Origin of the sequence: Streptomyces iconiensis, assembly GCF_028657195.3 — a bacterium.
Lineage (GTDB): Bacteria > Actinomycetota > Actinomycetes > Streptomycetales > Streptomycetaceae > Streptomyces > Streptomyces iconiensis.
Genome location: NZ_JANCPR020000012.1, coordinates 21262 through 36757 on the forward strand (window position 1 = coordinate 21262; position 15496 = coordinate 36757).

The window sequence follows — 15496 nt, forward strand, 5'->3', positions numbered from 1 at the left end:
GAGCGCCTCCGCGCCACCTCGTGTGCGCCCTGTGTCCCTGCCAGGCGCCGCGGCACGCTGAGCCATGCGGGCTTCTCACGCTCATGTGTGTGGCACGGCCCTCGGCTTCGCCGCCGACGCGCTGCTGGGCGATCCCCGGCGCGGGCATCCCGTGGCCGCTTTCGGACGCGCCGCCTCCGCCGCCGAGCGCCTGATGTGGCGCGACCACCGGGGTGTCGGCGTGGTGTACGCGGCGCTGTGTGTGGGCGCCGCAGCCGCTGTCGGGGCCGGTTGCGCCAAGGGCGCGGCGCGTACGGGCACTTCGGTGGCCTCGGTGGCCCTGACGGCTTCCGCGGTGTGGACCGTGCTGGGCGGTACCGGGCTGGCGCGCGAGGCGCGCGCTGTCGGAGCGGCGCTGGACGCGGGTGACCTGGAGGTGGCGCGGGAGCGGCTGCCGGGGCTGTGCGGGCGTGACCCGCAGGCGCTGGACGAGGGCGCGCTCGCGCGTGCCGTGGTCGAGTCGGTCGCTGAGAACACCTCGGACGCCGTCGTGGGCGCCCTCGTGTGGGGCGCGCTCGCGGGGGTCCCGGGGCTGCTGGCGTTCCGCGCGGTGAACACGCTGGACGCGATGGTGGGTCACAGGTCGCCGCGTCACCTCAGGTTCGGCTGGGCAGCCGCGCGGCTGGACGATGTGGCGGGCCGGCCAGGGGCGCGGCTGACGGCCGTGCTCGCCGCCGTCGCGGGACCCGGCCGGCGGGACGCCGTACGGGCGTGGCGGGCCGACGCGCACCGGCATCCGAGCCCCAACGCGGGCCCCGTGGAAGCGTCGTTCGCCGGGGCGCTCGGGGTGCGGCTGGGCGGGACGCTCTCGTACGGAGGCCGCACGGAACACCGGCCGGTGCTGAACGGGGCGGGGCGCGAGGTCCGTGCAATGGACATCGACCGCGCGGTGCGGCTCTCGCGTCGTGTCGGCCTGCTGGCGCTCGCCACCACGGCACTCGCGGGCGCCGCGGTACGGGCCGTGGCGGAGAGGGCCGCCGGGTCGGAGAGCGCCGTATCGGAGAGGGGGGCGCGGTGAACGCGCGTACGGGCGGCGGGTTGCTGGTCGCCGGGACCACGTCGGACGCGGGCAAGAGTGTGGTGACGGCCGGCATCTGCCGGTGGCTGTCCCGCCAGGGCCTCTCCGTCGCGCCGTTCAAGGCGCAGAACATGTCCCTCAACTCGTTCGTCACACGGGACGGCGCCGAGATCGGCCGCGCGCAGGCCATGCAGGCAGCGGCGGCAGGGGTCGAACCGAGCGCGCTGATGAACCCGGTACTGCTGAAGCCGGGGGGCGACAGGACGAGCCAGGTCGTACTGATGGGCAAGGCCGTCGGGGAGATGTCGGCGCGCGGCTACTTCGGTTCCGGCACGGGCGACGGCCGGCTCGGCCGCCGCGAGGACCTGCTGGAGACCGTGGTGGGCTGCCTGGAGGAGCTGCGGCGTACGCACGACGCGGTGATCTGCGAGGGCGCGGGCAGTCCGGCCGAGATCAACCTGCGCCGCAGCGACATCGTCAACATGGGCCTGGCGCGCGCCTGCAGGCTGCCCGTCGTGGTCGTCGGCGACATCGACAGGGGCGGTGTGTTCGCCTCGCTGTTCGGTACGACGGCGCTGCTGGCACCCGAGGACCAGGAGCTGCTGGCGGGCTATCTGATCAACAAGTTCCGGGGCGATGTCTCGCTCCTGGAGCCAGGACTTGAGATGCTGCGCGGGCTGACGGGCCGTCCGACGCTGGGCGTACTGCCGTTCCGGCACGGGCTGGGCATCGACGAGGAGGACGGGCTCCGGCTGTCGCTGCGCGGCGCCGTGCGCGAGTCGTCCCTCGCTCCTCCGCTGGGCGCCGACGTGCTGCGGATCGCGGTGCTTCCCGTGCCGCTGATGTCGAACTTCACCGACGTGGACGCGCTCGCGGCAGAGCCGGGCGTCGTCGTGCGGTTCAGCGACAGGCCCGAGGAACTTGCCGACGCCGACCTCGTGGTGGTGCCCGGTACGCGCGGCACGGTCAAGGCGCTGGAGTGGCTGCGCGCACGCGGCCTGGCCGAAGCGCTGGTACGCCGTGCCGCCGAGGGCAGGCCGGTGCTGGGGATCTGCGGGGGCTACCAGCTGCTCGGCGAGCGCATCGAGGACGAGGTGGAGTCGCGCGCCGGCACCGTGGAAGGGCTCGGGCTGCTGCCCGTACGGGTCAGGTTCGCGCCGGACAAGACGCTCGCCCGTCCGGAGGGCGTCGCGCTGGGCGAGACCGTGGAGGGCTACGAGATCCACCACGGGGTCGCCGGTGTCGAGGGCGGCGAACCGTTCCTGACCGGCACCGACGGCAGGCCGCTCGACGGCTGCCGGGTCGGCACCGTACGGGGCACGCACTGGCACGGCTCCCTGGAGTCCGACGGGTTCAGGCGGGCCTTCCTGCGGCAGGTGGCGGCGGAGGCGGGCCGCGACTTCGTACCGGCGCCCGACACGTGCTTCGCCGCGCTGCGCGAGGAGCAGCTGGACCTCCTGGGGGACCTGATCGGGGAGCACGCCGACACCGCGGCCCTGTTGCGGCTCATCGAGAAGGGCGCTCCCGTGGGGCTGCCCTTCGTCGGGCCGGGGGCGCCATGACCCCGCACAGCCGCGGTGCGGGAACCGCCCGCACGACGGACACCGCACGCACCGCACACGGTGCATGCACCACGGACACCCCACACACCGCACCCGGCACACGCACCGCACAGACCCCACACGTTGCATGCGCCGCACGCACCGCCAGCACCGCACGAAAGGACGACGCGTGAGCACTCCCTATCCCTTCACCGCCATCGTGGGCATGCAGGACCTCCAGCTCGGGTTGCTGCTCAACGCGGTGAACCCGGCCATCGGCGGCGTCCTCGTGCGCGGCGAGAAGGGGACGGCGAAGAGCACGGCTGTCAGAGCCGTGGCCGCGCTCATGCCGCAGGTGCGGGTCGTGCCGGGCTGCCGCTTCTCGTGCGATCCGGCCGCGCCCGATCCCGGGTGCCCGGACGGGCCGCACGAGCCCGGCGCCTCCGGTGAGGCACGCGCTGCGCGGATGGTCGAGCTGCCGGTGGGCGCCTCCGAGGACCGGCTCGTCGGCGCGCTCGACATCGAACGCGCCCTGTCCGAGGGCGTGAAGGCGTTCGAGCCGGGGCTGCTGGCCGACGCGCACCGTGGTGTGCTCTACGTCGACGAGGTCAACCTCCTCAACGACCACCTCGTCGACTTCATGCTCGACGCCGCCGCCATGGGCGCCAGCTACGTGGAGCGCGAAGGCGTCTCCGTGCGGCACGCGGCACGCTTCCTGCTGGTCGGGACGATGAACCCCGAAGAGGGCGAGCTGCGCCCGCAGTTGCTCGACCGCTTCGGGCTGACCGTCGAGGTGTCCGCCTCCCGCGAGACGGACGAGCGCGTGGAGGTCGTCAGGCGGCGCCTGGCGTACGACGACGACCCGGAGGGCTTCGCGGGGCGCTGGGCCGAGGACGAGGGCGCGCTGCGGGACCGTATCGCCACGGCGCGGGCGCTGCTGCCCGAGGTGGTGCTGGGGGAAACGGCGCTCCGTCAGATCGCCGCGACCTGCGCGGCGTTCGAGGTCGACGGCATGCGGGCCGACATCGTGATGGCGCGTACGGCGACGGCGCTGGCCGCCTGGGCCGGGCGCACCGATGTGCTGCCCGAGGACGTACGGCAGGCCGCCCTGCTGGCCCTTCCGCACCGGCGCAGGCGCAACCCGTTCGACTCGCCGGGGCTGGACGAGGACAAGCTGGACGAGACGCTGGAGGAGAACAGCGGGGAGACCACCGGGTCCGCTGAGGACGACGACCCGGACCCCGACCCGCCCGAGGGCCCCGGCGGCGGGACCCCTCCCCCGCAGCGCGGCGACGACGGCGGCGCCGGAGAGCAACCGCAGCCCGAACAGCCTTCCGTGCCCGAGCAGTCCCAGCCGGAGCAGCAGCCGCGGCCCGAGCAGTCACAGCCCGAGGAGGGCCCGGCGGGCCAGGCGCCCGGGGAAACGGACGCCTCGGGCGAGCCCGGTGAGCCCCGGCCCGGAGCGCAGGCGCGGGAGAAAGGCGCGGCGTCGGCTGCCGAGCCGTTCAAGACACGCACCCTCACCGTTCCCGGGCTCGGCGAGGGCGGCGCTGAGGGGCGCCGCTCGCGGGCGCGCACGGCACACGGCCGTACGACGGCAGCCCGGCGGCCACAGGGCTCGCTCGGCAAGCTGCACCTGTCAGCGACCATGCAGGCCGCGGCGCCGCACCAGCACGCGCGCGGGCGGCGGGGCGCCGGGCTGCTCGTGCGCAGGGACGATCTGCGGGAGGCCGTGCGGGAGGGCCGCGAGGGCAACCTCGTACTCTTCGCCGTCGACGCGTCGGGTTCGATGGCGGCACGGCAGCGGATGAGCGCCGTCAAGGGCGCCGTGCTCTCCCTGCTGCTGGACGCCTACCAGCGGCGGGACAAGGTCGGCATGGTCACCTTCAGGCAGGGCGAGGCGCAGGTGGCGCTGCCGCCCACCTCCTCGGTCGACACCGCCGCCACCCGCCTGGAGTCGCTGCCGACGGGGGGCCGCACCCCGCTGGCCGCCGGGCTGGTGCAGGCGCGCGAGGTGCTGCGCATCGAGCGGTTGCGCGACCCCGCGCGCCGCCCGCTGCTCGTCACCGTCACCGACGGCCGCGCCACCGGGGGCCCCGAGCCGGTCGTACGCGCGCACCACGCCGCGCGGTTGCTGGCGGGCGACGGCACCGCCTCCGTCGTCGTCGACTGCGAGACGGGGCCCGTACGGCTCGGCCTCGCGGGGCGGCTCGCCGCCGAACTGGGCGGCACGGCGGTCACGCTGGACGAGCTGCGTGCCGACGCCGTCACCGATCTAGTCCGCAGCGCCACGCACTCACGAAAGGCCGCCTGATGCCACAGGGACAGCCGAGCGTCGTTCCCACCGACGGACTCACGACACGGCAGCGCCGCAACAGGCCGCTGGTGGCCGTGCACACCGGCATCGGCAAGGGCAAGTCGACCGCGGCCTTCGGGCTGGCGCTGCGCGCCTGGAACCAGGGCTGGCCGATCGGGGTGTTCCAGTTCGTGAAGTCCGCCAAGTGGAAGGTCGGCGAGGAGCGGGCGCTGCGGGTGCTCGGCGACTCCGGCGAGGGCGGCACCGTCGCCTGGCACAAGATGGGCGAGGGCTGGTCCTGGATCAAGCGGAACGTCCAGGACGGCGAGCAGAGCAGCGAGGAGGCGGCCCGCGAGGGCTGGGAGCAGGTCAAGCGGGACCTGGCGGCCGAGACGTACAGGCTGCTCGTGCTGGACGAGTTCGCGTATCCGATGCACTGGGGCTGGGTCGACCCGGACGAGGTCGTCTCCGTGCTGCGGGAGCGGCCGGGCAACCAGCACGTCGTCATCACCGGGCGGAACGCGCCCGCGCAGCTCGTCGAGGCCGCCGATCTGGTCACCGACATGTCCAAGGTCAAGCACCCCATGGACGCGGGCCAGAAGGGCCAGCGGGGCATCGAGTGGTGAGCGGCGCATGAGCACGTCCGTGCCGCGCCTCGTCGTCGCGGCGCCCTCCTCCGGCAGCGGCAAGACGACGGTCGCCACCGGGCTGATGGCCGCCTTCGCCGCGCGCGGCCTCGCCGTCTCGCCGCACAAGGTCGGCCCCGACTACATCGACCCCGGCTACCACGCCCTCGCCACCGGACGGCCGGGGCGGAACCTCGACGCGTACCTGTGCGGCCCCGAGCGGATCGCACCGCTGTTCGCGCACGGCGCCGCCGGTGCCGGACTCGCCGTCGTGGAAGGCGTGATGGGGCTCTACGACGGGGCAGCGGGGCAGGGCGAACTGGCGTCGACGGCGCATGTCGCGAAGCTGCTGCGCGCCCCTGTCGTCCTCGTGGTCGACGCCTCGTCGCAGTCCAGGTCCGTCGCCGCGCTCGTGCACGGGTTCGCCTCGTGGGACCCCGAGGTACGGGTCGCCGGCGTGGTGCTCAACAAGGTGGGTTCCGCGCGCCACGAGGAGCTGTTGCGCGATGCGCTGGACGCGTCGGGCGTACCGGTGCTCGGCGTGCTGCACAGGACGCGGGTCGTGCGGACGCCCTCGCGCCATCTCGGGCTGATTCCCGTCGCCGAACGCACGGACGAGGCCGTCGCCTCGGTGCGCGCGCTCGCCGAGCAGGTGCGCGCGGGCTGTGACCTCGACGCGTTGCTGGCCGTCGCCAGGAGCGCGCCACCCCTTGCCGACCCCGCCTGGGACCCGCTGACGGAGGTGGGCGCCGCCGCCCCGTACCTTCCATCCTCCGGCTCCGGCTCCGGTCCTGGCGGCTCCGGCCGCAGTCCTGGCGGCTCCGGCCCTGGCGGCCCCGGTCTCCGGCCGGGTGCGAAGGGCGGCACCGCGCGAACCGGCGCACCGCGCATCGCTGTCGCGGGAGGCGCGGCCTTCACGTTCTCGTACGCGGAGCACGCGGAACTGCTGCGCGCCGCCGGTGCCGAGGTAGCCGTGTTCGACCCCCTCAGGGACGAGGCGCTGCCGGAGAACACGGCGGGCCTCGTCATCGGCGGCGGCTTCCCCGAGGTGTACGCGCCGGAGCTGGCGGAGAACGAGCCGTTGCGCAAGGAGATCGCCGGGTTCGGCGGCCCGGTGGCGGCGGAGTGTGCCGGACTGCTGTACCTGGCAAGGGAGTTGGACGGCAGGCCGATGTGCGGGGTGCTGGACGCTTCGGCGCTGATGGGCGAGCGGCTGACCCTCGGGTACCGGGAGGCCGTCGCCGTGGGCGACAGCGCGCTGGCCGTGGCGGGCACGCGGGTACGGGGGCACGAGTTCCACCGCACGTCGCTGGAGCCGGGCGCCGGCCCCGCACCCGCGTGGGGGCTGGTAAGCCCCGAACGGCGTCTGGAGGGGTTCGTGCAGGGTGACGTGCACGCCTCGTACCTGCATGTGCACTGGGCCGCCGCGCCCGGCATGGCGCCGCGGTTCGCCGAACGGTGCGCCGGGTGGGAGCGCGCCTCATGAGCGCTGAGCAGCCGCTGACCGTGGGCGTGGGCGCCTGCGAGGGCGTGGGAGCGGACGAGGTGCTGGACCTGGTGCGCGCGGTGCTCGAAGCGGTGGGCCCGTCGGCCGAGGCCCGGGTGGCCGCGCTGGCGACGGTGGAGGCGCGTGCCGGTGAGCCCGCGCTGGTGGCCGTCGCGGAGAAGCTCGGGGTACCGCTGCGCGCGTACGGGTCCGCGGAGCTGGCCCGGATACGGGTGCCGCATCCCTCGGACTTCTCGCGCGCCGCCATGGGCACGCCCTCCGTCGCCGAGGCGGCGGCGCTGCTGGCGAGCGGGGGCACGCTGCTGGTGCCGAAGACCCGGTCAGCGCCTGCCGACGGGGCACCCGCGCGGGCAACGGCCGCCGTGGCGCTGGGCACCCCGGGCGCGGGGCGGAACGGACAGGACCGGCGGGACGGGGCACGGCGCGCGCAGCACGCGGGCCCGTACGAGCGGTACGGGATACGGGACGCGCAGCACGCGGGCCCGGACGGGCGGCGTGCGGAACAGGCCGGGCGGGAGCCCGATCTGCGGCATCACGGCGACGCCGAAGTGCGGGGCGCGGGCGCGGGGTTGACGGACCTCGCGGTGAACGTCCGTACGGGCACTCCCCCGGCGTGGCTCAGGTCGCGGCTGGCGGAGTCGCTGGAAGGGCTGGCCGCCTACCCCGACGCCGGGGCAGCGCGGCGTGCCGTCGCGGCGCGGCACGGGGTACCGGTGGATTCGGTACTGCTGACGGCGGGTGCCGCCGAGGCGTTCGTGCTGGTCGCACGCGGTATCGAGGCACGCTGTGCGGCGGTGGTGCACCCGCAGTTCACGGAGCCGGAGGCGGCGTTGCTGGACGCGGGGCACGCGGTGGAACGGGTGCTGCTGCGCGCGGACGAGGACTTCGCGCTGACGCCGGGCGCCGTGCCCGAGGCCGCCGATCTGGTCGTGGTCGGCAACCCGACCAACCCCACGTCCGTGCTGCACCCGGCCGCCGCACTGGCCGGGCTCGCGCGGGAGGGGCGCACGCTGGTGGTGGACGAGGCGTTCATCGACGCCGTTCCGGGCGAACGCGAGTCCCTGGTGCCCTCCCTGGGGCTGCTGCCGGGGCGGACGGTGGTACTGCGCAGCCTGACGAAGACGTGGGGCCTCGCGGGACTGCGGATCGGCTACGTGCTGGCCGACCCCGGTACCGTGCGGGCACTGGCACGGCACCAGCCGCTGTGGCCGGTGTCGGCCCCGGCACTGACGGCCGCCGAGGCGTGCAGCACGCCGGGCGCGCTCGCTGAAGCGGAGGCCGCCGCACGGGAGTTCGCGGCCGACAGGGCGTATCTGAGCGGCAGGCTGGCGGAGTTCGGGCACGGGCACGAAGGCTTGCGTACGGCGACGCCGTACCCCGAGGCGCCGTTCCTGCTCGTACGGCACCCGGAGGCGCGTGCCGTGCGCGAGAGGCTGCGCGGCCTCGGCTTCGCCGTGCGGCGCGGGGACACCTTCCCCGGGCTGGGCGAGGACTGGTTCCGTATGGCCGTGCGGGACCGCGCGACAACGGACCGCTTCCTCACGGCACTGGACACGGCGCTCTCGCACCCGACCTGACGCCCGGCGCCCGGCGGCTGATACCCGACGGCTGACGCTCGACACGGAGGCTGAGGCTGACGGCTGACGCTCGACACGGAGGCTGACGGCTGCGGCTGACGGCTCGTAGACATCACGCGCGCCGGCCGGGGGCGGCGGGGGGCGTGGCGGTTCGTGCCGCACGGACGCATGATCGGATGGGTTCCGGCAGACCCGGCCCGTCCGGCCTGCGCACCCCGTCAGAACCCGTTCTCCTCCGCCCCATCACACAGCCGACCCCGTCAGAACCCGTTCCGTTTCCGCCCAAACACACAGCCGACCCCGTCAGAACCCGTCCGTTCCTGTCCTGACGTGTCCCGCCCGCCACCCGAGGAGGTTTCCGTGTCCGTCACCCTGCGGCACCCCGGCACCGTACTGACCGACCACGTCTTTCCCGTACCGCTGGACCACGAGCTGCCCGAAGGCGAGCAGATCGAGGTGTACGCGCGCGAGGTGGTGGCGGCCGGGCGTGAGCACGAGGAGCTGCCCTGGCTGCTGTTCCTCCAGGGCGGTCCCGGCAACCCCTCGCCCCGGCCGCTCGGGCAGGACGCGTGGCTCGGTGCCGCGCTTCAGCACTACCGCGTGCTGCTGCTGGACCAGCGCGGCACCGGCAGGTCGACGCCCGTCAACCGGCAGTCGCTCGCGCTGCGCGGTTCGGCGCAGCACCAGGCGCAGTACCTCGCGCACTTCCGGTCCGACGCGATCGTGCGGGACGCCGAACTCGTCCGCAGGCGGCTGCTCGGTGAGGGCACACGCTGGTCGACGCTGGGCCAGAGCTACGGCGGTTTCTGCACGCTCGCCTATCTGTCGTACGCGCCGGAGAGCATCCGGGAGTCGTTCGTGACGGGCGGGCTGCCGGGGCTGCGGACGAGCGTGGAGGACGTCTACCGCGCCGCCTATCCCCGGGTCGCGGCCAAGAACCGTGCGCACTACGCCCGTTACCCGCAGGACGTCGATGCCGTACGCGACATCGCAGCGCATCTGGTGGAGCACGATGTGCGGCTGCCTGACGGCAGCCCGTTGAGCGTGGAGCGCTTCCAGTACGTGGGCATGCTGCTGGGCCAGGGCAGCGGTTCGGACACGCTGCACTACCTGCTGGAGAACGCGTGGATCCGGGGTGTCTCGGGCCCCGAGCTGTCCGACGTGTTCCTGGAGACCACGCGCTCCCTGGTCTCGGCCGGCGGGGCACCGCTGTTCGCCGCGCTGCACGAGCCGATCTACGCGCAGCGCTCGGTCGACCCCGGGGGCACCAGGTGGGCGGCGCAGCGGGTACGCGGCGAATTCCCCGGGTTCGACGCGGCGGGCGCGCTGGAGAAGGGCGAACCCGTGCACTTCACGGGCGAGATGATCTACCCGTGGATGTTCGAGCAGGACCCCGCGCTGGCGCCGCTGAGCGAGGCGGCACACCTGCTGGCCGACCGCGGCGACTGGCCCGACCTGTACGACACGGCACGGCTCGCCGCGAACGAGGTACCGGTGTACGCGGCGGTCTACCACGGCGACATGTACGTCGACCGCGACCACTCGCTGGCCACGGCCGACGCCGTGCCGCACGTCCGGACGTGGGTGACCAACGAGTGGGAACACGACGCACTGCGCGTCAGCCGGGGCAAGGTGCTGGAACGGCTCATCGGCATGGCACACGGCGAGGTCTGAACCGGAGCGCGGCGCCGGGCGCCTGGCAGTTGTGAGGCGCGGGGCGCCCGGCGGGCGTGAGGCAGGGTGCCTGGCAGGTGTGAGGCAGGGCGCGGGGCGCCGGGGCGGGCCTGAGGCGGCCGGCCGCACAGGGTGCGGCCGGCGGCGGCTCACTTGCGCGCTGCCCGCCACTCGTTGACGGCGGTCTCGATGTCGAACGGTACGAGGCGGTGCGGCGGCCCTTCCGGAGGGTGCCGGATCGCCTCGGCGATCTTCCTGTTGATCTCGCCGAGGATCTCCCGTACCTGCCGCTCCGACCTGGCCGCCGCCGCCTCCTCCCTGGCCTCCTCGGCCTCCTTGCGCAGGGCGAGCGAAGGCGGCAGGTAGGTGAGGTTCTCGTCGCGCATCTTGCGCTCGATCCACCACTGCTCGGTGTAGGGCTTGTCGAGCGCGGGGAGCGGTTTCCCCGCGCCGGGGAGGTTCGCGAAGTCGCCGCGTTCCTCGGCCTCGCGGATCTGCCGGTCCGCCCATGTCTCGAAGCTGACGCCGGGGGGCTTGCGTTCCGTCATGACGCGTTTCCTCTCAGCTCGCCGGGGGCACGTCCCCCAGTTTCTCAGGGGCGCTCCGCCGGCACGTCGCAGGTCCCGTCCTCGCAGACGGGCGCATCGGCGTCCTGCCCCGCGACCTGGACGAGGCCGCCACTCGCCGTGTGCGCCTGCTCCAGTGCCTGGGTGAAGACCTCGGCCGGCTGGCCTCCCGAGACGCCGAAGCGGCGGTCTATGACGAAGAACGGCACGCCCGTGGCGCCGAGTTCGGCCGCCTCGCGCTCGTCGGCCCGTACGTCGTCGGCGTAGGCGTCCTTGTCGGCGAGGACGGCGCTGGTCTCGGCCTCGTCCAGCCCCGCCAGCCTGGCGACGGTCACCACGGTCTCGGGGTCGCCGAGGGGTAGCAGCTCGGCGAAGTTGGCGCGGTAGAAGGCGTCCAGCAGCGCGGCGTGCGCCTCGGGGCCGCGCTTCTTGGCGTGGTGCAGCAGCCGGTGCAGGTCGAAGGTGGAGCCGTTCATCAGGCGGCCGGACTCGTACCCCAGGCCCTCGCTCCTGGCGGCGTCCGCGACGCGTGCCTCAGCTGCCTCGGCCTGCTCGGGCGCGAGGCCGTACTTGTCCGCGAGGAGCTGGACGACGGGCTTGCCGCTGGGCTCTCCCGCCGACGGGTCCAGCTCGAAGGAACGGTGCACCACCTCCACCTCGTCGCGGTGTGCGAAGGACGCGAGGCCCTTCTCGAAGCGTGCCTTGCCGATGTAGCACCACGGGCAGGCGATGTCGGACCAGATCTCTACGCGCATACCGGGAGCAACGGCCCGTACACGCGGCCTATTCCCCTCACGCACCCCCCACCTGCCGCTCCGTGCCGCCCGTCCCGCCCTCGGCGGTGCCGGGGTCACCGGCACCGCCCACGTCGCCCTCCGCGGGCGCCATTCCGCGTGCGACGCCCAGTTCGACCGCGTCCTGGGGGCGCAGCCGCAGCTCCTCCGCCGTCTCAGGGACACGGTCGGCCGCCCGCTTGAGGATGGCGGCTGCGGCCTCGGGCGCGATGACGGAGAAGTAGCTGTCGGGTGTGACCCACAGCCTGCCGGGGGCGGCGAGCGCGAGGGCACCGCCCGAGCCGCCCTCTCCGATGAGCAGCGAGGTGACGGGAACGGGCGCCTCGGCGAGAGCGGTGAAGGCGTCAGCGATGGCGGGCCCCGCGCCCGCGCGCTCGGCCTCGGGCCCGTTGGCTGCTCCGGGGGTGTCGATGAGCGTGAGGACCGGGATGCCGAGGCGCCCGGCCAGGCGGACGAGCCGCGCGGCCGTGCGGTAGCCGGCGGGCAGGGTCGGGGTGCCGCACTGCGCTGCGTAGGCGATCGTGCGCCCGTCACGCAACCCGAAGCCGCACTGGACGCCCGCGTCCACACCGCCGCAGCGGTCGCCCCTGATCTGTTCGCGCAGCTCGAAGTAGGCGTCCAGGTAGGCGGCGGCGCCTGGCCTGCGGTCCGAGCGGGCACGCCGTACCGCCTCCGTACCGGTTTCCGGCGGCCGGGTCCCGTGCGCGCTGCCCGCGACGTGCAGCGCGTAGGGGACGGGCGCGGGCTCGGGCGCCGGGCCACCGCCGACGAGCAGCCCGAGCCAGTGCGCCAGGGTGGAGCCGAGCGCGTGCTCCGGCACGATCTGGTCGATGTGGCCCGCGGCGTGCTGGCCCTCCGCCGTGTAGGCGTCGGGGTCGAGGCCGGCGTCGGACGGCCGTACGCGGGATCCCGCGAACCCGGCCTGCGCGCCGGGCAGTCCGAGCACGACATCGGCGCCGGCCGCGAGGGTGGCCCAGCCGCCGCCCGTCGTCGGATCGCGGACGACGGCGAGCTGGGGCAGTCCCGCACGCCGGGTCAGCGCGGTCTGCCGGGTGACGCGCTGGAGCTGGGTGAGCGCCCGCATGCCCTCCTGCATCCTGCTGCCGCCGGTGGCGACGAGCGAGACGACGGGCAACCTCAGCTCGCGCGCCCTGGTGTACGCCGCCTCGATGCGGTCGCCCGTACGTTCGCCGAGCGAGCCGCCGAGGTAGCCGAACTCGAAGGCGAGCAGCACCACTTCGGACGCGCCGACCCAGCCCGTGCCCCACACGACGGACTCGCTCTCGCCCGTACGTACCTGTGCCCGCGTCCTGGCCTCGTCGTAGCCCTCCCAGCCGAGCGGTCCTCCGTACGGCCCTTCCCCCTCGGGTACGGGACAGGGGAACTCGCTGAAGTCGCGCGCCACCCGCGCGAGTACCGTGCGCGCTGAGCGGACGGGCTCGTCCGTGTGCTGGCTGGGGCTCATGGGTCCAGGCTGCGGTACGCGGTGGGCCCGTGTCAGCCCGGCCGGTCCGCGCGTGCCGGCAGGTAGCGGCGTTCGGGCAGGTTCAGGGTGAGGGTGTCGTCCTCGGCGGGCGCGCGGCTCCCGCCGGGCGGCGTCGAGGTGCCCGCATCCGCGGACGAGCGTGAGCGCGCCGGGGGCCTGCGGCGCCAGGCGGCGCAGCAGGTACTCGGTGGTCTCTCCGCCCGTTACCGGTGCGCGCTCACATCTCGGCGCCGCCGTCCGGGATGGGCCGCACGACGACGGGCGGGTCGACGAAGCCCTCAGGTACGGGGCAGGAGTGGACACGGGCTGCGATCTCGATGGCGCGGGCCTCGTCGGCGACGTCGACGACCCAGTACCCGGCCAGCACCTCCGTGGACTCTCCGTAGAGGCCGTCCGAGACGAGGGGCTTGCCGTCCTCCGCGGTGACGAACTTGGCCTCGGAGGGCGCCGTGAGGCCCTGTGCGTCGACCAGTTCGCCCTTCTCGGCCAGTTCGCTGTTGAGGGCGCCCATGTGCGCGAACATCCCCCGCATCAGCTCCTCGGTCCAGGGTGAATCCGCCGACTTGCCGCTCATGGCGTCGTAGGTGGCCTGGTCGCCCATGATCATCAACATGTACTTCACGGGGATCTCCTCGGTCGTGTGCCGGGTGGCACCCGGGCTGGGCGCCTCCTGCCCGAGACGTCGGAGCCGGAGGCCGTTTCTCGACATCCTCCGCGAGAATGCGCCGCCCGGCGTCCGGAAGAGGCCCGCTCTACGTCCGCTCTACGCCGACTCGACACCCGCTGCCTACCGCATCACGCGCCCCCGCAGCACCACGTGGCGCGGAGCCGTGAGGACGCGGACGTCCGCGCGCGGGTCGGCCGCGTAGACGACGAGGTCGGCCGGGGCGCCCTCGGCCAGCCCCGCGCGTCCCAGCCAGTCGCGGGCCGCCCAGGTGCCGGCGGAGAGCGCGTCCAGTACCGGTATGCCGGCCTTGACCAGCTCGCCGACCTCCTGGCCCACGAGGCCGTGCGCGAGCGAACCGCCCGCGTCGGTGCCGGTGAAGACGGGGATGCCGGCGTCCCATGCGGCGCGCACCGTGTCGTACCGCCGTGCGTGCAGGGAGCGCATGTGCGCCGACCAGCGGGGGAACTTGGCCTCTCCGCCGTCGGCGAGCGCGGGGAAGGTGGCGATGTTGACGAGCGTGGGGACGATGGCGACACCGCGTTCGGCGAAGAGCGGGATGGTGTCCTCGGTCAGGCCCGTGGCGTGCTCGATGCAGTCGATGCCCGCCTCGACCAGGTCGTACAGGGAGTCCTCGGCGAAGCAGTGCGCGGTGACACGGGCGCCCTCCTCGTGTGCCGCCGCAATGGCTTCCTCGATCGCCCAGCGCGGCCAGCAGGCCGTCAGGTCGCCCTCTTCCCTGTCGATCCAGTCCCCGACGAGCTTGACCCAGCCGTCCCCGCGCCGGGCCTCAGCGCGTACGTAGGCGGCGAGGTCGCCGGGTTCGATCTCGTGCGCGTAGTTGCGGATGTAACGGCGCGTACGGGCGATGTGCCGGCCCGCACGGATGATGCGGGGCAGGTCCTCGCGCTCGTCGATCCAGCGGGTGTCGGAGGGCGAGCCCGCGTCGCGGAGCAGGAGCGCGCCCGCCTCCCGGTCGGTGAGCGCCTGCTTCTCGCTGGTGGAGTCGTCGACAGGGCCGTGCGCGTCGAGCCCGACGTGGCAGTGCGCGTCCACGAGGCCGGGCAGGACCCAGCCCTCCAGGGTCGGCGGATCCCCCTGCCCACCGGGGCGTTCATAGGTGATCCGCCCGTCCACGACCCACAGTTCGTCCCTGATGTCCTCGGGCCCCACCAGCACCCGCCCCTTGATGTGCAGATCCGCGCGCTCACTCATGAACCGCACTGTACGAGCCGCCCTCCGCGTGCCGTCCAGAGCGCCCGGCGGGGCCCGCCGGCAGGAGGGGGCAGGAGGGCGGCAAAGGAGGATCGCTCGGGTTCGCGCAGAGTACGGAAACGCATACGGAACACGAACATGTACCGGTTCACGGAAGGTCCGGGGCAATGAACGGAAGACCGCGAGAACGTGAACCCGGGATAAGCATGAACACGCGAAAACACGAAACGGTGAACGCAGCGTAGTGTCGTGGATTAGGCTGCAATTCAGGCAGGTTTTCGAGCACAGGTTCCCGTATTCTTCTGCCCGCTTTCCGTCACCTCAAACGCAAAGATTTCGCTAGCCCCAACCACCGTAATTCGGGCACATCTCGGGACCGTTACGTCACTGTGATGTACTCCACAGCCAGCCCTTAATGCCCGGAAAAAAGCGGATACTCCAGGGCCAAATTGCGAGGCGATGCGCGCCTGCGCGCCCCCGCGCGGTAACACAA

Annotated in this window: 12 protein-coding genes; 7 read left to right on the top strand and 5 right to left on the bottom strand. The window is 73.8% G+C overall.

The window, feature by feature from the left end; genetic code table 11:
* Positions 1 to 64 precede the first annotated feature (64 nt).
* The 7 genes from NMN56_RS14050 (at position 65) to NMN56_RS14080 (ending at position 10278) form a co-directional block, all read left to right on the top strand.
* Entirely contained in the window at positions 65 to 1057 is a 993-nt protein-coding gene (locus NMN56_RS14050) for a cobalamin biosynthesis protein (RefSeq protein ID WP_274044623.1), read from the top strand.
* On the top strand, positions 1054 to 2619 hold the full coding sequence (locus NMN56_RS14055; RefSeq protein ID WP_274044624.1) for a cobyric acid synthase: 1566 nt from the start codon (positions 1054 to 1056) through the stop codon (positions 2617 to 2619). The genes NMN56_RS14050 and NMN56_RS14055 overlap by 4 nt, the downstream gene beginning before the upstream one ends.
* Positions 2620 to 2788: 169 nt before the next feature.
* Complete coding sequence (locus NMN56_RS14060; protein WP_274044625.1) at positions 2789 to 4912, top strand: putative cobaltochelatase; 2124 nt, start codon at positions 2789 to 2791, stop codon at positions 4910 to 4912.
* Entirely contained in the window at positions 4912 to 5520 is a 609-nt protein-coding gene (gene cobO, locus NMN56_RS14065; protein ID WP_274044626.1) for a cob(I)yrinic acid a,c-diamide adenosyltransferase, read from the top strand. Before NMN56_RS14060 ends, cobO begins: the two co-directional genes overlap by 1 nt.
* Before the next feature lie 7 nt (positions 5521 to 5527).
* Positions 5528 to 7006, top strand: a complete 1479-nt coding sequence (locus NMN56_RS14070; protein WP_274044627.1) for a cobyrinic acid a,c-diamide synthase CobB — start codon at positions 5528 to 5530, stop codon at positions 7004 to 7006.
* On the top strand, positions 7003 to 8604 hold the full coding sequence (gene cobC / locus NMN56_RS14075) for an Rv2231c family histidinol phosphate aminotransferase CobC (RefSeq protein ID WP_274044628.1): 1602 nt from the start codon (positions 7003 to 7005) through the stop codon (positions 8602 to 8604). The genes NMN56_RS14070 and cobC overlap by 4 nt, the downstream gene beginning before the upstream one ends.
* A gap of 360 nt (positions 8605 to 8964) precedes the next feature.
* Positions 8965 to 10278 (top strand): alpha/beta fold hydrolase, encoded by a 1314-nt coding sequence (locus NMN56_RS14080; protein ID WP_274044629.1) that lies wholly within the window; start codon positions 8965 to 8967, stop codon positions 10276 to 10278.
* A 149-nt stretch (positions 10279 to 10427) separates the two neighbouring features.
* Here the strand turns inward: NMN56_RS14080 and NMN56_RS14085 are convergent, their stop codons facing one another.
* The 5 genes from NMN56_RS14085 to NMN56_RS14105 form a co-directional block, all read right to left on the bottom strand.
* Positions 10428 to 10826 (bottom strand): DnaJ family domain-containing protein, encoded by a 399-nt coding sequence (locus NMN56_RS14085; RefSeq protein WP_274044630.1) that lies wholly within the window; start codon positions 10824 to 10826, stop codon positions 10428 to 10430.
* A gap of 44 nt (positions 10827 to 10870) precedes the next feature.
* Positions 10871 to 11599: a DsbA family oxidoreductase gene (locus NMN56_RS14090; RefSeq protein ID WP_274044632.1), complete on the bottom strand. Its 729-nt coding sequence runs from the start codon at positions 11597 to 11599 to the stop codon at positions 10871 to 10873.
* A gap of 37 nt (positions 11600 to 11636) precedes the next feature.
* Positions 11637 to 13103: a carboxyl transferase domain-containing protein gene (locus NMN56_RS14095; protein WP_274044633.1), complete on the bottom strand. Its 1467-nt coding sequence runs from the start codon at positions 13101 to 13103 to the stop codon at positions 11637 to 11639.
* A 238-nt stretch (positions 13104 to 13341) separates the two neighbouring features.
* Positions 13342 to 13737, bottom strand: coding sequence for a YciI family protein (locus tag NMN56_RS14100; protein WP_347178596.1), 396 nt, complete (start codon positions 13735 to 13737; stop codon positions 13342 to 13344).
* A gap of 174 nt (positions 13738 to 13911) precedes the next feature.
* Positions 13912 to 15003: an amidohydrolase family protein gene (locus tag NMN56_RS14105; protein WP_274044635.1), complete on the bottom strand. Its 1092-nt coding sequence runs from the start codon at positions 15001 to 15003 to the stop codon at positions 13912 to 13914.
* Between the last annotated feature and the right edge of the window lie 493 nt (positions 15004 to 15496).

Excerpts from the sequence above, each read along its gene's own strand:
- NMN56_RS14100 (WP_347178596.1), bottom strand. The coding sequence starts at position 13,737 with ATGTTGATGATCATGGGCGACCAGGCCACCTACGACGCCATGAGCGGC.
- NMN56_RS14090 (WP_274044632.1), bottom strand. The coding sequence starts at position 11,599 with ATGCGCGTAGAGATCTGGTCCGACATCGCCTGCCCGTGGTGCTACATC.
- cobO (WP_274044626.1), top strand. The coding sequence starts at position 4,912 with ATGCCACAGGGACAGCCGAGCGTCGTTCCCACCGACGGACTCACGACA.
- NMN56_RS14070 (WP_274044627.1), top strand. The coding sequence starts at position 5,528 with ATGAGCACGTCCGTGCCGCGCCTCGTCGTCGCGGCGCCCTCCTCCGGC.
- NMN56_RS14050 (WP_274044623.1), top strand. The coding sequence starts at position 65 with ATGCGGGCTTCTCACGCTCATGTGTGTGGCACGGCCCTCGGCTTCGCC.
- NMN56_RS14095 (WP_274044633.1), bottom strand. The coding sequence starts at position 13,103 with ATGAGCCCCAGCCAGCACACGGACGAGCCCGTCCGCTCAGCGCGCACG.
- NMN56_RS14085 (WP_274044630.1), bottom strand. The coding sequence starts at position 10,826 with ATGACGGAACGCAAGCCCCCCGGCGTCAGCTTCGAGACATGGGCGGAC.
- cobC (WP_274044628.1), top strand. The coding sequence starts at position 7,003 with ATGAGCGCTGAGCAGCCGCTGACCGTGGGCGTGGGCGCCTGCGAGGGC.
- NMN56_RS14105 (WP_274044635.1), bottom strand. The coding sequence starts at position 15,003 with ATGAGTGAGCGCGCGGATCTGCACATCAAGGGGCGGGTGCTGGTGGGG.